The 16,204-nt window shown below is 64.0% G+C and carries 12 protein-coding genes; 5 read left to right on the forward strand and 7 right to left on the reverse strand.

All coding sequences use genetic code 11. The annotated features are described in order from the left end of the window. Nucleotides 1–30 precede the first annotated feature (30 nt). From CK215_RS02225 to CK215_RS02245, 5 genes are all read right to left on the reverse strand, one after another. On the reverse strand, nucleotides 31–465 hold the full coding sequence (locus tag CK215_RS02225) for a VOC family protein (protein ID WP_067328264.1): 435 nt from the start codon (nucleotides 463–465) through the stop codon (nucleotides 31–33). A 2-nt stretch (nucleotides 466–467) separates the two neighbouring features. Beyond that, a complete protein-coding gene (locus CK215_RS02230; protein WP_066995066.1) occupies nucleotides 468–1,202 on the reverse strand; it encodes a FadR/GntR family transcriptional regulator in 735 nt (244 codons plus the stop codon). Then, nucleotides 1,199–2,635 carry an FAD-binding oxidoreductase gene (locus CK215_RS02235; protein ID WP_095827863.1) on the reverse strand — a complete coding sequence of 479 codons (1,437 nt, stop codon included), beginning with the start codon at nucleotides 2,633–2,635 and terminating at the stop codon, nucleotides 1,199–1,201. The genes CK215_RS02230 and CK215_RS02235 overlap by 4 nt, the downstream gene beginning before the upstream one ends. Nucleotides 2,636–2,770: 135 nt before the next feature. Further along, a complete protein-coding gene (locus tag CK215_RS02240) occupies nucleotides 2,771–4,048 on the reverse strand; it encodes a M23 family metallopeptidase (RefSeq protein WP_095827862.1) in 1,278 nt (425 codons plus the stop codon). A gap of 166 nt (nucleotides 4,049–4,214) precedes the next feature. Next, on the reverse strand, nucleotides 4,215–4,682 hold the full coding sequence (locus CK215_RS02245) for a peroxiredoxin (protein ID WP_095827993.1): 468 nt from the start codon (nucleotides 4,680–4,682) through the stop codon (nucleotides 4,215–4,217). 97 nt (nucleotides 4,683–4,779) lie between these two features. On the opposite strand from CK215_RS02245, the gene CK215_RS02250 reads away from it, so the two are divergent. After that, nucleotides 4,780–8,190, forward strand: coding sequence for a DUF3971 domain-containing protein (locus tag CK215_RS02250; RefSeq protein ID WP_095829957.1), 3,411 nt, complete (start codon nucleotides 4,780–4,782; stop codon nucleotides 8,188–8,190). A 9-nt stretch (nucleotides 8,191–8,199) separates the two neighbouring features. On the opposite strand, the gene tyrS is transcribed toward CK215_RS02250, so the two are convergent. After that, nucleotides 8,200–9,453 (reverse strand): tyrosine--tRNA ligase, encoded by a 1,254-nt coding sequence (tyrS, locus tag CK215_RS02255; protein ID WP_095830166.1) that lies wholly within the window; start codon nucleotides 9,451–9,453, stop codon nucleotides 8,200–8,202. A gap of 351 nt (nucleotides 9,454–9,804) precedes the next feature. Here tyrS and CK215_RS02260 point away from each other — a divergent pair, with 351 nt between their 5' ends. Both CK215_RS02260 and CK215_RS02265 read left to right on the forward strand, forming a co-directional pair. Next, the gene (locus CK215_RS02260) at nucleotides 9,805–11,448 is read left to right on the forward strand and encodes a glycosyltransferase family 39 protein (RefSeq protein WP_095829958.1); all 1,644 of its coding nucleotides are present in this window, start codon (nucleotides 9,805–9,807) and stop codon (nucleotides 11,446–11,448) included. 6 nt (nucleotides 11,449–11,454) lie between these two features. Continuing rightward, nucleotides 11,455–12,336 (forward strand): phosphatase PAP2 family protein, encoded by an 882-nt coding sequence (locus CK215_RS02265; RefSeq protein WP_210201662.1) that lies wholly within the window; start codon nucleotides 11,455–11,457, stop codon nucleotides 12,334–12,336. 27 nt (nucleotides 12,337–12,363) lie between these two features. Here the strand turns inward: CK215_RS02265 and CK215_RS02270 are convergent, their stop codons facing one another. Further along, nucleotides 12,364–13,038: an alpha/beta hydrolase gene (locus tag CK215_RS02270; RefSeq protein ID WP_066995082.1), complete on the reverse strand. Its 675-nt coding sequence runs from the start codon at nucleotides 13,036–13,038 to the stop codon at nucleotides 12,364–12,366. A 247-nt stretch (nucleotides 13,039–13,285) separates the two neighbouring features. Between CK215_RS02270 and CK215_RS02275 the strand changes: the two genes are divergently transcribed. Both CK215_RS02275 and sufB read left to right on the forward strand, forming a co-directional pair. Then, complete coding sequence (locus CK215_RS02275) at nucleotides 13,286–14,446, forward strand: cysteine desulfurase family protein (protein WP_095779590.1); 1,161 nt, start codon at nucleotides 13,286–13,288, stop codon at nucleotides 14,444–14,446. Nucleotides 14,447–14,683: 237 nt separating this feature from the next. Beyond that, entirely contained in the window at nucleotides 14,684–16,201 is a 1,518-nt protein-coding gene (sufB, locus tag CK215_RS02280) for a Fe-S cluster assembly protein SufB (RefSeq protein WP_095829959.1), read from the forward strand. Nucleotides 16,202–16,204: the final 3 nt, after the last annotated feature.

Genomic DNA, 16,204 nt, shown 5'->3' on the forward strand with positions numbered 1-16,204 from the left:
TCCAAGCGCCGCTCCCTCGGCGCGGCGTCGCTACGGCTGTTGGTCGTGGTAGTCGCCAGGGCCGCCGTCGAGCCAGGCGTAAAGCTCCCAAAGCGTGTCGTCCGGATCGGTGAAATAGGCGCAGCGCGCATTCCAGACGTAGTTTTCGGGCGGTCCATAGAAGGGCACGCCCTTGGCGCTCAATTCGCCGTGCAGCCGGTCGATCTCGGCCGGCGATCCGAGCTGGACGGCGACGCAAACCTTGTGCGCTTGGCGCGGCGATCTCTGGTTCGAGACGCCGGTGTGTCGGTTGATGTGGTCGAGCTCCCAGGCGGCGAGCGTCACGCCCTCGCCATGGAAATCGGCAAAGCCTTCGGCACGCCGACGCAGCCGGAAGCCGAGTTTCCCGACATAGAAGTCGACCGTACGCTCGATATTTTCCACCAGCAGGCAGACGTCGGAGATGCGGGTGAGGTTGGCCGGCATGACTATTTCGTCCCGCCGGTCTTGGAGAGTGGCAGCTTCACGCCGACGCGGTTGGCGGCGCCGATGATGTGCGTACGCATTGCTGCTTCCGCCGCCGCCGGATCGCCCGCCACCAGCGCCTCGTAGATGCGCACATGCTCGCCGACATTGATCTCGACGAGATCGTGCAGCGGGTTGGTCATGCGGGCATAGTGGATCGACTGGCGGATCTGCTCACAGACAAAAGAGATGAAGGTGTGGATGTAGCTGTTGCCGGTCGCCCGCGCGATCTCGCGGTGGAAGAGCAGGTCGGCGTCGATGCTGCCTTCTTCCCAGCGCTCCTCGCCGCCCATGCGGTCGAGCGCCGCCTTGATCGAATCGAGATGCTCCTGCCCGCGCCGCGCCGCGGCGAGCGCCGCCGACTCGGCCTCGAGGATGCAACGCAGCTCGAACAGCCGCTCCATATTGTGGGTATCCTTGAGCGCCTCGCGGTCGATGCGGATGGCGGCCCTTTGCTCGGGCGCCAGCACGAAGGCTCCGATACCTTGCCGCGCTTCGATCATGCCGTCGGCCCTGAGCTGGGCGATCGCCTCGCGCACCACATTGCGGCTGACGCCGAACTTCTCGGAAAGCTCCTGCTCGGTCGGCAGCCGCGCGCCGGGATTCAACTCGCCGGATTCGATCTCGCGGCTGAGGAAGGCCGCGACCCGGTGCGGCAGGGTTTCGACGGTGCCGATGGCGGCCAGTCTCTGCTTCATAAAAAACGCTCCGTCGAGGGCAGCAGGCAGCCGGGATTCATCACCCCTTTAGGGTCGAGCGCAGTCTTCAGCGCGGTAACCATGCGGCGATGCGCCGGCGAGAGCCCGGCCCAGAATTCTCGGGCACGGCTGCGGCCGATGCCGTGCTCGGCGCTGATCGAGCCGCCGAGGCTGACGGCGATGTCGTAGAGTCCCGCCGTGATTTCCTCGCCGCGCACCCGGGCTTCGCCATCAGCGAGATCGAGCGGCGGCAGCACATTGAAATGGATGTTGCCGTCGCCGGCATGGCCATAGGCCAGTGCAATCCAGCCCGGATGTTCGGTGGCGACGAAGCGGCGGGCGCGCTCGACAAGGGCAGGGATATCGGAAATGCGCACCGAGAGATCGGTGCGCACGTGGTAGCCGCGCTTCGCCTGGCCCTCGACCAGTCCCTCGCGGATCGCCCAGAAGGCCTTAGCCTGCGCGTTGCTGGTCGCGAGGACTGCGTCGGCCACCAGGCCGCTTTCGAGCGCATCGGTTAGAAAACTGGCGAGCACGCCGTTGAGGTCGATGGTCGGTCCGGAGGACAATTCCATCAGCGCATGGACGGGTGCTGCGACAGGCGCCATCATTCCAGGATCGACCAGCCGGGCCAAATCGATGCATTCCGAGCCGATGATCTCGAAGGCGGAAATCAGATCGGAGCAGCCGCGGCGCGCTCGGTTGAAGAGGCCGATGGCCGCCTCGAACGAGACGAGGCCGAGATAGGCAGTCTCGACACGGGCGGGCTTCGGGAACAGCTTGACCTCGACACCGGTAATGAGGCCGAGCGTGCCTTCGGAGCCGATGAAGAGCTGCTTCAGGTCATAACCGCTGTTGTTCTTGCGCAGCCCGGAAAAGCCGTTCCACAGCTCGCCATCGGCCAGAACAACCTCCAGCCCCAGGATCAGGTCGCGCGCCATGCCGTAGCGCAGCACGTTGACGCCGCCGGCATTGGTCGCGGCATTGCCGCCGATCTGGCAACTGCCTTGTGCGCCGAGCGCCAGTGGGAACAGGCAATCTTCGGCCCCGCTTGCCTCTTTGATCGTCTGCAGCACGCAGCCTGCGTCCGCCTGAAGTGTGAAGTTCGCGCGATCGATCCGGCGGATGGCGTTCAGCCGCTCTAGGCTGACGACTACACCGCCGGTGGCGGTGCCATCGATGGCGCCCGAAACCAAGCCGGTGTTGCCGCCCTGTGGAATGACGCCGAGTCCCAACTCGCTGCACAGACGCATCAGCGCTTGCACCTCCGCAACCGACGCGGGGCGCAGTACGGCCAGCGCGCTGCCTCGATAGTCGCCGGCCCAATCGCCGAGATACTTCGCCATTCCAGCAGTGTCGGCGGTGAGACCGCTCGGCCCCACTGCGTCTTCGAGGACGCTGAGGATATCCGGTGAGAGGCTGCGAATGGTCATCAGCGGCGCAATCGGTGAGGCGATAGGGTGATGTATATCATCCTACAACTTGGATTGAGTCAATCCGAAGCGAGCGCTGCCAGGCAAAACGGTGGATAAATCTGGAGGGACCTCGGGTCGGCCGCGAGGCGTGCGCTAAAGGTAATGCGCGACCTTCTTGCCGACGGCGAGGAAGCGCAGCGGGTCGACCGCCTCGCCATTGTGGCGCACTTCGTAGTGGAGATGCGGACCGGTCGAGCGGCCGCTGCTGCCAGTCTTGCCGATCACGTCGCCGGCGGCGAGCTTCTGGCCGACAGTCACGTCGATCTCGCTGAGGTGGCCATAGCGCGTCGCAAAGCCGTTGCCGTGGTCGACCTCGACCATGCGGCCGTAGCCGCCGTTCCAGCCGGCCTTGGTGACGACGCCGGCAGCGGTGACCTTCGCCGGCATGCCGATCGGCGCCCTGAAATCCATTCCCGTATGTAGGGCGGCCGTGCCGAGGATCGGGTCGGTGCGCACCCCGAACGGGCTGGTCACGGTATGGCCCGGCGCGGGATTGCTGAGCGGCAGCTTGCGCGCCTCTTTCTTGACGTCATCCAGCGCATCAAGCGCTTCATCCAGCTCTTTGACTTTGCTGTCGAAGGTCATTGAAGAATCGAGCGGCACCAGCGGCCCGCCGACTTCGTTCTTGTCGAGCTCCGTGTCGACCGGCAGCCCGGCGGCTTGCAGCGCCTGCGAGATCGCGTCGGCGTTGCGATAAGCGTTGTCCGCAAGCGTGGTGATGCGCGTGAGCTGCTGGTTCTCGATGGCCTTGAGCGAAGCGTTGATCGACACGAAGAGCTTGTCGGCACGATCCGCTGCCGTTTCGTTGTCGAGCGGGTCCGAGCGTGTCGACCACAGGGAGAATGGCCTCGTGTCGCCGGCGCCCAACGACGCGACGGAGTAGGTCGGCGCCTGCGAAAGACCGCCGGTGATCTCGGCGCGCTCGTCGGGTTTGGTCGCGGTGGCATTGGCTGCGGCGGGCACATCGCCGACCTCGCTCTCGGCGCGTTCGAGGATCGGCCCGAGCCGGCCGTGGCGCTGGCTGAGCTGGGTCTGCCTGGCCAGCAACTCGCTGACCTTGGTCTCCATGAGCTGCTGGTCGAGAAGCTGGCGGCTGGTGATGCGATCGACCTGGGCGCGAAGCGCGGAGATGCGATCCTCATAGGCCTGCTGCATGCGCGCCTGCCTGGCTGCGGTGGCGCCGATCAGGTCATCGCGCAGCACCAGGTAGGAGGTGGCGAGCAGATAGCCGATGGCGATCGCCGCAAGCGCCGACCCGATGAAGGCGGCGAGCCACGGGCGGATGGTGAAATGCCGGATCTCGTTGCCCCGGGCGATAATGACCGTATGGGGCTCCTTGCGCCTGCCGAAGACCGCTGACTGACCGTTCACGGGACCAAGCTTTCGTTACGACTCCAACGACAGCTCGATTACACATTATTAGGGTTAACAAAGCTTTGCTGGCGGCGATGTCGGCATATCCAAATCCCGCAACGCGGGTGGCAGGTTGCAGGGAAGGAGGCCAGCAAAATCGCGGAAGCTTTGGGTCTGCCCCGCTTCACAGCGCGCGCACCGCCTCCAGCACCTCTTCGGCATGGCCCTTGACGCGCACCTTGCGCCAGATGCGGGCGATGCGTCCGTCCTGGCCGATCAGGAAGGTAGCGCGCTCGACACCCATGTACTTGCGGCCGTACATCGTCTTCTCGACCCACAGATGATAGGCCTCGATCGCCTTGCGCTCCTCGTCTGCGACGAGATCGAGGGTGAGATCGTATTTCGCCTTGAATTTGTCGTGTTTCTTGACGCTATCGGGGGACAGTCCGATGACTACGGCGCCGGCCTTCTCGAATTCCGGCTTCAGCTGCGAGAAGCCGATCGCCTCGTTGGTGCAGCTTGTGGTGTCGTCCTGCGGATAAAAGTAGAGTACGACAGGTTTTCCCCGGATCGCGGCGAGGCTGAGGGTGCCGCCGCCGTCGCGCGGAAGATCGAATTGCGGCGCAACGTCGCCCACGTCGAGATCAGCCATGTCGATGCCCTTGTTTGCGGTTACGCGCGGATCGAGCATCGATATAACGTGAGGCGGGGATTCGTCCACGACGAGTACGTTTACAACGGAATATTGCTTGGATCAGGAGCAACCGCAGCACGAGAAGATCAGGTTCAGGCGTGACGAGATCACCGACCTGGGAGCTTTTCCGTCCGCTTGCAGCGTGCCGCCGCTCGGCCGTGCTTCGGTGCGCTGGCGTTTCCGCATCCTCGGCCGGGTGTTCGCCGGACTCTGCGCACTGGTGCTTCTGGCGGCAATTGGCGTCTATGTGCTTGGCACGTCAGGCATCGGCACGGAACGACTTCGCGCCGAAGCCGAGACGGCCATCGAGAAGCTCGCTGGCGTCGATCTCAACGTCACCGTTGGGCCGGCGCGGTTGACGCTCGATGGGTCGAGCTTCGTCGCCCTGCAGGTCAGCGACGTCAGCTTGAAGACGGCCGACGGCAAGCCGATGGCCGATGTCGGGCGCGTCCGCTTCGGCATGCGCCTGCTGCCGCTGCTATCCGGCGAGGTCAAGCTCACCAGCGCCCGGTTCTCCGATGCTCGCATCATGGTCGCCGCCATGCCGTCCGGCAGCGGTGATTGGACGGCGGCTTTGCGCAACGAGGATGGCCTGGTCGATCCGGAGAAAGTATCTGCGGCGGTGTTTGGCGGCGTCAACGCGGCGCTGGATGCGGTGCGCGCGGAATCGATGCGCCAGATCGACCTCCGCAACGTCGAGTTCGAATTGCCGCCGGGCGGATCGGTCAGGCGTGTGACCGTCGCCGAGGCCACGGTTGGGCAGACGGGCACAGGCAGCATGGAACTGTCTTCAAAAGCCGATGTCGACGGCCGGCATGTCAGCCTGAGCGCCTCCGCGGCGCGCGATCCGAGCGCCAGGCGGATCGCATCGCTGGACGCCGCCGTCGCGATAGCGGACGTCGGCGTAACGCCCGCTCAGGGAAGCTCCAGCGGCGGGAACTTCGCCGCCCAGGGCGGCAAGCTTGGTTCTGTTGCGCTGAAGCTTTCGGGCGTCGAGGCGTCCGGCGACACGCCGTCGCGGCTGACGGCGTCGCTGTCGCTCGGCGGCTCGGTGCTCGATCTCGGCTCGCGCGGGCTGCTGCCGGCCGACGTCGATGCCAGGGCCACATTGGTCGCGGGATCAAACAAGGTCTCGGTCGACAAATTGCTGATCAGGACCGGCCGCTCGACATTCGATTTCTCAGGCTCGGTCGGGCCGAAACCGGCAGCCGCGGGCGAGGAGCCGTCCTACCGCTATGACCTTGTCAGCGACGGCTCGACGCTCGCGCCTTCGGAATCGCCGGAGCCGGCGCTTCAGTTCCTTGCCCGGGTCGCCGGCGTCTACCAGACCAAGAGCCGCAAGCTCGTCGCCGAGCAGATCGGCGTCCGCTCCGGCGGTTCGAGCGACGTGCTGGGCACGGCGTCGCTCGCCTTCATCGACAATGGCCCGCCGGGTGTGTCGCTGTCGCTCAATGTCCACGACATGCCGGTTTCGCATGTGAAGCAGTTGTGGCCCTGGTTCTCCGCCCGCAACGCGCGGCTTTGGGTGCTGGACAACCTGTTCGGCGGCCGCGTGGTCGACGCCAACCTGCAGTTCCAGGTCGTTCCGGGGCGGCTCGGCAACGGCGTTCCGCTTTCCGGCGACGAGGTGTTCGGCCGCTTCCAGGTCGAAGGCTCGCGCTTCGATACCGCGGGGCGCATTCCGCCGATCCGCGATGCGGTCGGTGTCGTTGCCTTTCATGGCAACGATGTCGATATCACGCTGTCCTCGGGCAGCGTTTTTATGCCGAGCGGCCGCACCGTGGCGGCAAGCGGCGGCACGCTGACGATCAAGCAGGCGAATGTTTCCCCCGTGATCGGCTCGCTCGACATCGATGTCGCCGGCGAGGCCCCGGCGATCGCCGAACTCGCCTCCTTTGAGCCGATCAACGCCATGCGCCATGTCGGACTTGCGCCTGAGGATTTGAGCGGCACCGTCACCGGGCATGTGCGGGCCGACATTCCGCTGACCTCCGGCGTCGATACCTCGAGGCTCGACTGGCTGGTGGCGCTGGACTACCAGGATCTTTCCTTAGTCAAACCGTTCGAGGACCAGATGGTGACCGAGGCCGACGGGTCGATCACCGTGAGCCCCGACCGTGCGGTGATATCGGCCAAGGCGAAGCTGAACGGCATTCCGGCCGAGCTCGACCTGGTCGAGCCGCTCGAGGACAGTGGCCCGCCGCGCAGCCGTAAGGTCGCGCTGGTGATCGACGACAAGACGCGCACTGCAGCAATGCCCGGCCTGTCGCCGCTGCTTTCCGGAACCATCAAGGTGGCGATCGACAAGAGCGGCGAGGGCGTCCAGAACGTGTCGGCCGACCTGACCAACGCAAGGCTCGACATCCCTTGGGCAGGATGGAGCAAGGGTGCCGGCATTCCGGCCAAGGTCACCTTCACGATGGCAAAGTCCGGCAGCACGACCACACTGTCCGACTTCGATCTCGACGGGAAGAGCTTTTCGATCGACGGCGATGTGACACTGGTCAACGGGGCGCTGTCCTCGGCCCGGTTCAGCAAGGTCGCGCTCAACAGAGGAGACGACGTCGCGGTCTCGGTCAAACGGTCGGGCAAAAGCTATGCGGTCAATGTCAGCGGCGACTCTCTCGACGCCCGCTCGCTGATCAAACAGTTCACCTCAGACGTCGATACAGCCACAAAGGGCGCCGGCGCCGACGCGATCTCGGTCAGCGCCGACGTGAAGTCCCTGACCGGCTTTCACGACGAGGTGCTGTCGAACCTCAAGCTGAATTACAGCGCTGCCGGCTCCCGGGTGAATGGTCTCGATGTCAGCGCGACGGCGAGTTCGGGTGCCGCCATTGCCGTCCGAAACACCACCGGCGACGGCGGCCGGTCTCTCAGGATGAAATCGGCCGATGCCGGCGCTATCCTGCGCTTCCTCAACATTTACGAGCATATGGAGGGCGGGGCCATCACGCTGTCGCTGGCGGGCGACGCCGACGGGCCAATGAAGGGCCAGGTCGACGCCAGCAATTTCTATGTCGTCAACGAGCCGAAGCTTGCGTCGATCGTGTCGACCAGGCCGGCCGGCGACACGCGCAGCCTCAACCAGGCGGTCAAGGCCAACATCGACACCTCAAGGGTGCAGTTCGAGCGCGGCTATGCCGAGATCGACAAAGGCTCCGGCTATCTCAGACTGGCAAACGGTCTGTTGCGCGGTCCGCGCATCGGCACCACTTTCCAGGGCACGCTCTACGACCAGGACAACAATATGGACATGACCGGCACCTTCATGCCGGTCTATGGGCTGAATCGCATCTTCGGCGAACTGCCGCTGTTCGGCCCGCTGCTCGGCAACGGCCGCGACCGCGGCCTGATCGGCGTCACCTACCGGCTGCGCGGCAACGCCAACAAGCCGACGCTCAACATCAATCCGCTGTCGGTGGTGGCGCCGGGAATTTTCCGCTCAATCTTCGAGTATCGGTGATCAGGCCGACTAGATCGGCCGCACCAGAACGTGCTTCTTCCTGCCGAACGAGAGCTTCACCACACCTTCCGCGCCCAGGTCCTCAAGCGTCACCACGCGCCGGTCGTCGGTCACCACCTTGTCGTTGAGGCGCACGGCGCCGCCCTGGACATGCCGGCGCGCTTCGCCATTGGAGCCGGCGAGTCCGGCGGTGACGAACAGCGACAGGATGCCGATGCCGGCCTCGAGATCAGCCTTGGCGACGTCGATGCTGGGCAGCGTGTCGGCGAGCGCGCCTTCCTCGAAAGTCTTGCGCGCGGTCTCTGCAGCCGTTTCGGCCGCCGCGCGGCCATGCAGCATGGCGGTGATCTCGGTGGCGAGAATCTTCTTCGCCTCGTTGATCTCCGAGCCGCCGAGCTTTTCGAGGCGCGCGACCTCGGCGAGCGGCAGTGTCGTGTAGAGCTTCAGGAAGCGCCCGACATCCGCATCCTCGGTGTTGCGCCAGTACTGCCAGAACTCGTAAGGCGACAGCATATCGCCGTCGAGCCAGACAGCGCCGGAGGCCGACTTACCCATCTTGGCGCCCGACGAGGTGGTGAGCAGCGGCGTCGTCATCGCAAACAGCTGCACGCCTTCCATGCGATGACCGAGATCGATGCCGTTGACGATGTTGCCCCACTGGTCGGAGCCGCCCATCTGCAGCCGGCAGCCGACGCGCTTGTAGAGCTCGACGAAGTCGTAAGCCTGCAGGATCATGTAGTTGAATTCGAGGAACGACAGCGACTGCTCGCGGTCGAGCCTGAGCTTCACGGAATCGAAGGCCAGCATGCGGTTTACGGAGAAATGCCGGCCGACATCGCGCAGGAAACTGACGTAGTTGATCTCCATCAGCCAATCGGCATTGTTAACCATCACCGCGTCGCCCGCGCCGCTGCCGAATTTGAGATAAGGCGCGAAATTGCGGCGGATGCCGACGAGATTGCTCTCAATGTCCCCAGGCGTCAGCAGCTTGCGCGCCTCGTCCTTGAAAGAAGGATCGCCGATCATCGAGGTGCCGCCGCCCATCAGCGCGATCGGCCGGTGGCCGGTCTGCTGCAGCCAGTGAAGCATCATGATCTGGATCAGCGATCCGGCATGCAGGCTCTTCGCCGTCGCATCGAAGCCGATATAAGCGCTCACCGTTTCCTTGGCGAAAAGCTGGTCGAGGCCGGTTTCATCCGAAATCTGGTGGATGAAGCCGCGCTCGCTCATGATGCGCAGGAAATCGGACTTGAAGGCGGACATCTTTTCTTCCCGGAGATCGCACGGCATTTGGCCGAGCTTGACGTGAAGGGGCGCGTTTAGCATCCAAGCGCGATCAGCAAAAGTGGTTTCCGGTTTTGCGTAGGATCGCGCTTCAAGAGGCAAACAGGTGATCAGCAACAGTGAGTTCCGGTTTCGCGTAAGACCGCACTTCAACCGGCAAATGGGCGATCAGCAAAAGTGGCTTGGGGCATTGCGTGCTATCGCCTTGCCATGAGCCGCATCCTTGCTTCGCCCCTTTTGCTGGCGTAATGAGGCGCCCGCGCAAGGGCAGCACGCCCCGACGCGCCGCGACGGGGCTATCCCGCAGATCAGATCGGACAAGCTCCCGCGATGAACAGGAACTATCTCCTCCTCTTTCTGTTCAGCATCCTGATGACCGTCAGCGGGCTGGCAAGCCTGCCGCCGGTCGACCGGGACGAATCACGCTTCGTCCAGTCGACCAAGCAGATGGTCGAGACCGGCGACTATATCGACATCCGACTGCAGGATGTGACCCGCTACAAGAAACCGATCGGCATCTACTGGCTGCAATCGGCGGCCGTCGTATTGAGCGGTGAGGGGGTCGAAGCGCCGATCTGGGTCTATCGACTGGTTTCGATGCTGGGCATCGCGCTCGCCGTCGTGGGCATCGGCTGGACGGGCACAAAACTCTTCGGCGCCAATGCCGGCCTTGCCGCCGGCCTGATGATGGCCGCCATCTTCGCCACCGCCTTCGAAGGCCGCGACGCCAAGACCGACGCCATGTTGCTCGCCTGCTGCGTGGCCGCGCAGGGCGCGCTGGCGCAGGTCTATCTGGCCGCGCGCCGCAAGGAGCCGGTTGCCGGCCACCTCCCATGGATCTTCTGGATCGCGCAGGGACTGGGAATTCTGATCAAGGGTCCGGTCGCTCCGCTGTTGTCGCTGCTGACGGCCGGCGCGCTGTTCGCCTTCGAACGCGACTGGCGCTGGCTTTTGAAGCTGAAGCTGGTGCGCGGCGTTGCAATCGTGCTCGTCATCGTGCTGCCCTGGATCATCCTCATCAGCTGGAAGAGCGGCGGCGCCTTCTTCCAGGAGGCGGTCGGCAAGGACATGCTGAACAAGGTGGCGCAGGGCGAGGAATCGCATGGCCTGCCGCCGGGCTTCTATATGCTCACCTATTCGCTGTTCATGTGGCCTTTCGGCCTGATCGCGGTCGGCGCCGGGCTGCAGGCCATCAACCGCTTCTGGGACGACCCGCGCCTGCGCTTCTGTCTCGCCTGGTATATCCCCTTCTGGCTGGTGTTCGAGGCGATCCCGACCAAGCTGCCGCATTATGTGCTGCCGGCCTATCCCGGCATGGCGCTGCTGATCGGCTGGCTGCTCACCTTGCCGGAGGATAAGGCCAATGCGCCGCTCAAGCGCTGGCAGAACTGGCTGTGGTGGTCGACCGCCTTCGGCGTCGTCGTCGTGTCGATCGGGCTAGCCGCAGTATGCATAGGCGCGCCGCTCTATCTCGCAAAAGCCTTTTCCTGGTGGAGCATTCCGGCGGCAATCGCCGCGCTCGTGACCGGCTATCTGGCTTTCCCGCGCCAATTGCAGGTGCCGCTCGAACGCATCGCGGCGATCGCGATCGGCGCGGGCGTAACGTTCAGCCTGCTGTTCGGCGTGATTGCGCCGTCGCTGAGGCCGATCTGGCTGAGCCCGGCCATCAAGGCAGCCGTCGATGCCAACCGTCCTTGCGACACCACGGTGGTCGCCTCGTCCCCCTATCACGAGCCGAGCCTGGTGTTCCTGGTCGGGACCAAGACCGTGCTGACCGACGTCGATGGCGTGGCAAAGCACCTGCTGGCCGATCCGACCTGTGCGCTGGGACTGGCGCCGGTCAAGGAGGAGCAAAAGCTAAACGAGCTGCTTGCCGGGCAGGGCAAGTCGGCGAAGCGACTGACCGAGATCGACGGGCTCAACTATTCGTCAGGAGACAAGCTGGCTCTCGGCCTTTATCGAGTGGCCCAGTGAGGAATAATGTCGGAGCTCGAAGACCCCTATAGAGCCATGTCCGCCGTTTCTCTTTACCGCCGTTCGCTCGGCAACTTCCGCGACACGACGCGCATCGTGCAGCGGCGTTTTGCAGTGCGGCCCGCGCGCTATCCCGAGATTCCCTGGCTCGTCTGGGTCTCTGCATGGCTTCTGCTGGCCATAGCCATTGGCCTCACCCTGGACAGCGCCGCCGGCAGGATGCGCGGCGGGTGGACGCCAAGCTTCGTCCGATTCACCGACTTCTTAACGGATTTCGGCCTGGGCGGCTGGTATCTCATCCCCGCGGTTCTCTGCCTCGTCGCCGCCAACCTGACGGACTGGCGACGGCTTTCCAGGTCGTCGCGTCTGCTCGTCTACAATTGGACCTGCTTCGCTTTCCTGGTGCTTTGCGCGGTTAGTCTTTCCGGGCTGGCCGTCAACTTACTAAAATACGGCATCGGCCGGGCCCGGCCGCTCTATTTCAACGATTACGGGGTGCTGTCGCTGCATCCCTTCGCCATGGATGCGCGCTTCGCCGGCTTTCCGTCCGGCCATGCTACGACGATGGGGGCGGTGTTCGGCGTCCTCTTGCTGCTGTTTCCAAGGCGCTGGCACATCGCGCTTGCGGCCACGGCCTTGATCGCTTCGACGCGCGTCTTCGTCGGCGCGCATTATCCGAGCGACACAGTGGCCGGCTTTGGGCTCGGCCTTGCCTTTGCGATCGCCGCAGGGTTGGTCTTCGCGCGGCTCGGTTTCATCTTCCGGCGGCCGTCGTCGACCAGACCCGTGCCCAAGCGCACGTTCCGGCTGCTGTCTTCCAGCGGATCCAAGGGTAAAACATCGCTGGCGAGGCGGAGCCGCGAGCAATTGTCAGCTGACCGCCCGTAGAGCATTGGTCACAGGATCGCCCGAAATCTACCTCAGCCGCTTCGGCCGTGGATCGGCGAGCTCGCCGGCCAGACGCCGGTCGAGGTAATCGGCGCATTCGTCGATCAGCAGTTCAGCGTGGTTGGCGAAGAAATGGTTGGCGCCGGAGATAGTCTTCTGCGTGATGGTTATGCCCTTTTGCGTGTGCAGCTTGTCGACCAGCGTCTGGACGTCCTTGGGCGGCGCCACCTTATCGGCATCGCCATGGATGATGAGGCCGGACGACGGGCAGGGTGCCAGGAACGAAAAATCGTAGGTGTTGGGCTGCGGGGCGACCGAGATGAAGCCCTCGATCTCGGGCCGGCGCATGAGCAGCTGCATGCCGATCCATGAGCCGAACGAATAGCCCGCGACCCAGCAGCTCTTGGAATCCGGATGCAGCGACTGCACCCAGTCGAGCGCAGCGGCCGCGTCCGACAATTCGCCGGTACCGTGGTCGAACTCGCCCTGGCTGCGGCCGATGCCGCGGAAATTGAAGCGAAGCGTGGTGAAATCGCGCTTCTGGAACATGTAGAAGAGGTCATAGACGATCTTGTTGTTCATCGTGCCGCCGAATTGCGGGTGCGGATGCAGCACGATGGCGATCGGCGCGCTCTTTTCCTTCGAAGGCTGGTAACGGCCCTCCAGGCGACCAGCCGGACCGGCGAAAATGACCTCAGGCATAAAATACTCCACGTGGCATACGAAGGCGCGGGCCCGGACTCTTCCTTTGGCCCATTCTGTGGCCTTGACGCCGGGCAAGCGTCTTCCTAGAAGCTAGTTTAGAATTGTTCAAAACTGGGTGCCGAAAACGCATTTTCTCGGCCGCCCGCGCCGCAAGCCGGGTAAATAGGACGGCTCGCCTTGCAATTTCAAGGAAATAACGCGCCGTCCTCGCGGAATGGCTGCTGACAGGATCGACTGAAGGAAAATGGCCGCAACTCGCGCCTATCTCGACTACAACGCCAGCGCACCTCTCATTGCAGAGGCGCGGTCGGCGATGGTCGCGGCGCTCGATGCCGCCAATCCGTCGTCGGTTCACAGCGAGGGCCGCGCGGCGCGGCGGCTGATCGAGGATGCCAGGCGTGACGTGGCAAGACTGGTCAATGCCAGGCCCGAGCACGTCGTGTTCACCTCCGGCGCGACGGAGGCCGCATCGACGATGCTTGCTCCCGACTGGCAGATGGGGCGCGGCTCTGTCCGCATCAGCCACCTCTATGTCTCGGCCGCCGATCATCCCTGCATTCTGAATGGCGGGCGGTTCTCGGCGCCGCAGGTGACGAGGATCGGCGTCGATCGAGACGGCATTGCCGATCTCGAGGCGCTGACTGCGGCGCTCTCCGCGCATGACAAGGCTGCCGGCCTGCCGCTGGTGGCGATCCATGCCGCCAACAACGAGACGGGGGTGATCCAGCCGATCGGACGCATCGCCGAGATCGTCAAGGAAGCGGGCGGCGTGCTGGTCGTCGATGCCGTGCAGGCGGCAGGACGGATTCCGATCGACATGTCAGCCGGTTATGCCGATTATCTGATCCTTTCCTCGCACAAGATCGGCGGCCCGAAGGGCGTCGGCGCCATCGTCGCCCGGGCCGATCTGATGATGCCGAAGCCGCTGATCAATGGCGGCGGCCAGGAAAAGGGCCATCGCGCCGGCACGGAGAATCTTCCCGGCATGGCCGGTTTTGGTGCCGCGGCGCGGGCAGCACTCGCCGGCCTGGAAGACATGGAAGCGGTCGCGCGCCGTCGCGACAAGGTCGAAGCCATCGTCCGGGAGCTCGTCCCTGATACGGAAATCTTTGGAGCGGCAGCGCCAAGGCTTGCCAATACGACATTCTTCGCTATTCCCGGCGTCAAGGCCGAGACCGCGCAGATCGCCTTCGATCTCGCCGGTGTTGCGCTGTCGGCCGGTTCCGCCTGTTCGTCGGGGAAAGTCGGGCCAAGCCATGTGCTGAAGGCGATGGGCCACGGCGAGAGTCTTGGCGCATTGCGCGTCTCGATTGGCCGCGCTACCGGCGCCGAGGAGATCGAGGCGTTCCGGGCGGCTCTGGCGGGCATAGCCGCGCGTCGGGGTGGAAAAGAAAAGGCTGCCTGACGGCGGCGAGGCATCGGACAAGAGATCCCCGGCGGCTCTTGAAATCCGGTGCTCGAAAAACGAATTCAGGCCATCCGGCCTGGTAGAGCCGTGCGTTTCGTCTGGACGGGTGAATTTCCGGCCAGAACGCACTATATGGAGCTTACTCCGCAGCCGAGTCCTTCCTGGGGCGCGTTTCTGCGGTGCCATAGTTTGAAAACTGCCGGGCCTTGACCCCGGCGTGGATGGAGAACGCTTATGCCTGCTGTGCAGGAGACGATCGATCGAGTCCGAAAGATCGACGTCGACCAGTATAAATACGGATTCCGGACAGAGATCGAGATGGATAAGGCCCCCAAGGGCCTGAGCGAAGACATCATTCGCTTGATCTCCGAGAAGAAGGGCGAGCCAGACTGGATGCTAGAATGGCGTCTGGGCGCCTATAGGCGCTGGCTGACGCTGGAAGAGCCGACCTGGGCGCGCGTCCACTATCCGAAGATCGATTTCCAGGACATCCACTACTACGCGGCGCCGAAGAGCACGCCGGGACCGAAGTCGCTGGACGAGGTCGATCCCGAATTGCTCAAGGTCTACGAGAAGCTTGGCATTCCTTTGAAGGAGCAGGAGATCCTCGCCGGCGTGCAGAAGACCGACGCTTCGGAGCTGGAGGAGGCCAACGACAACGTCTACAAGTCCGGCCGCGTCGCGGTCGACGCCGTGTTCGATTCCGTCTCGGTCGTCACCACCTTCAAGAAGGAGCTGGCTCAGGCCGGCGTTATCTTCTGCTCGATCTCGGAAGCGATCCGCGAGCATCCGGAGCTGGTGCAGAAATATCTGGGCTCGGTCGTGCCCACTTCCGACAATTTCTACGCCACGCTGAACTCGGCCGTGTTCACCGACGGCTCCTTCGTCTTCGTGCCGAAGGGCGTGCGCTGCCCGATGGAGCTGTCGACCTATTTCCGCATCAATGAGAAGAATACCGGCCAGTTCGAGCGCACGCTGATCATCGCCGAGGAGGGGGCCTATGTCTCCTATCTCGAAGGCTGCACGGCTCCCCAGCGCGACGAGAACCAGCTGCATGCCGCGGTGGTCGAGCTGATCGCGCTCGACGATGCCGAGATCAAATATTCGACGGTGCAGAACTGGTATCCCGGCGACGCCGAGGGCAAGGGCGGCATCTATAATTTCGTCACCAAGCGCGGCGACTGCCGCGGCCATCGTTCGAAGATTTCGTGGACGCAGGTCGAGACCGGCTCGGCGATCACCTGGAAATATCCGAGCTGCATTCTGCGCGGCGACGATTCCAGCGGCGAGTTCTATTCGATCGCGGTGTCGAACGGCTATCAGCAGGTCGACAGCGGCACCAAGATGATCCATCTCGGCAAGAACACGTCGAGCCGCATCATCTCCAAGGGTATTGCCGCCGGCTTCTCGCAGAACACCTATCGCGGCCAGGTCTCGGCGCACCGCAAGGCGACCAACGCCCGCAACTTCACCAACTGCGATTCGCTGCTGATCGGCGACCAGTGCGGCGCGCACACCGTGCCCTACATGGAAGCCAAGAACGCGACGGCGAAGTTCGAGCACGAGGCGACGACGTCGAAGATATCCGAGGACCAGAAGTTCTACGTGATGCAGCGCGGCATTCCCGAGGAAGAGGCGATCGCGCTGATCGTCAACGGCTTTGTCAAGGACGTCATCCAACAGCTGCCGATGGAGTTCGCCGTCGAGGCGCAGAAGCTGATCGGGATCTCGCTGGAAGGCAGCGTGGGCTGACTA

The sequence above is a fragment of the Mesorhizobium sp. WSM3864 genome (assembly GCF_002294955.1).
Taxonomy (GTDB): Bacteria; Pseudomonadota; Alphaproteobacteria; order Rhizobiales; family Rhizobiaceae; genus Mesorhizobium.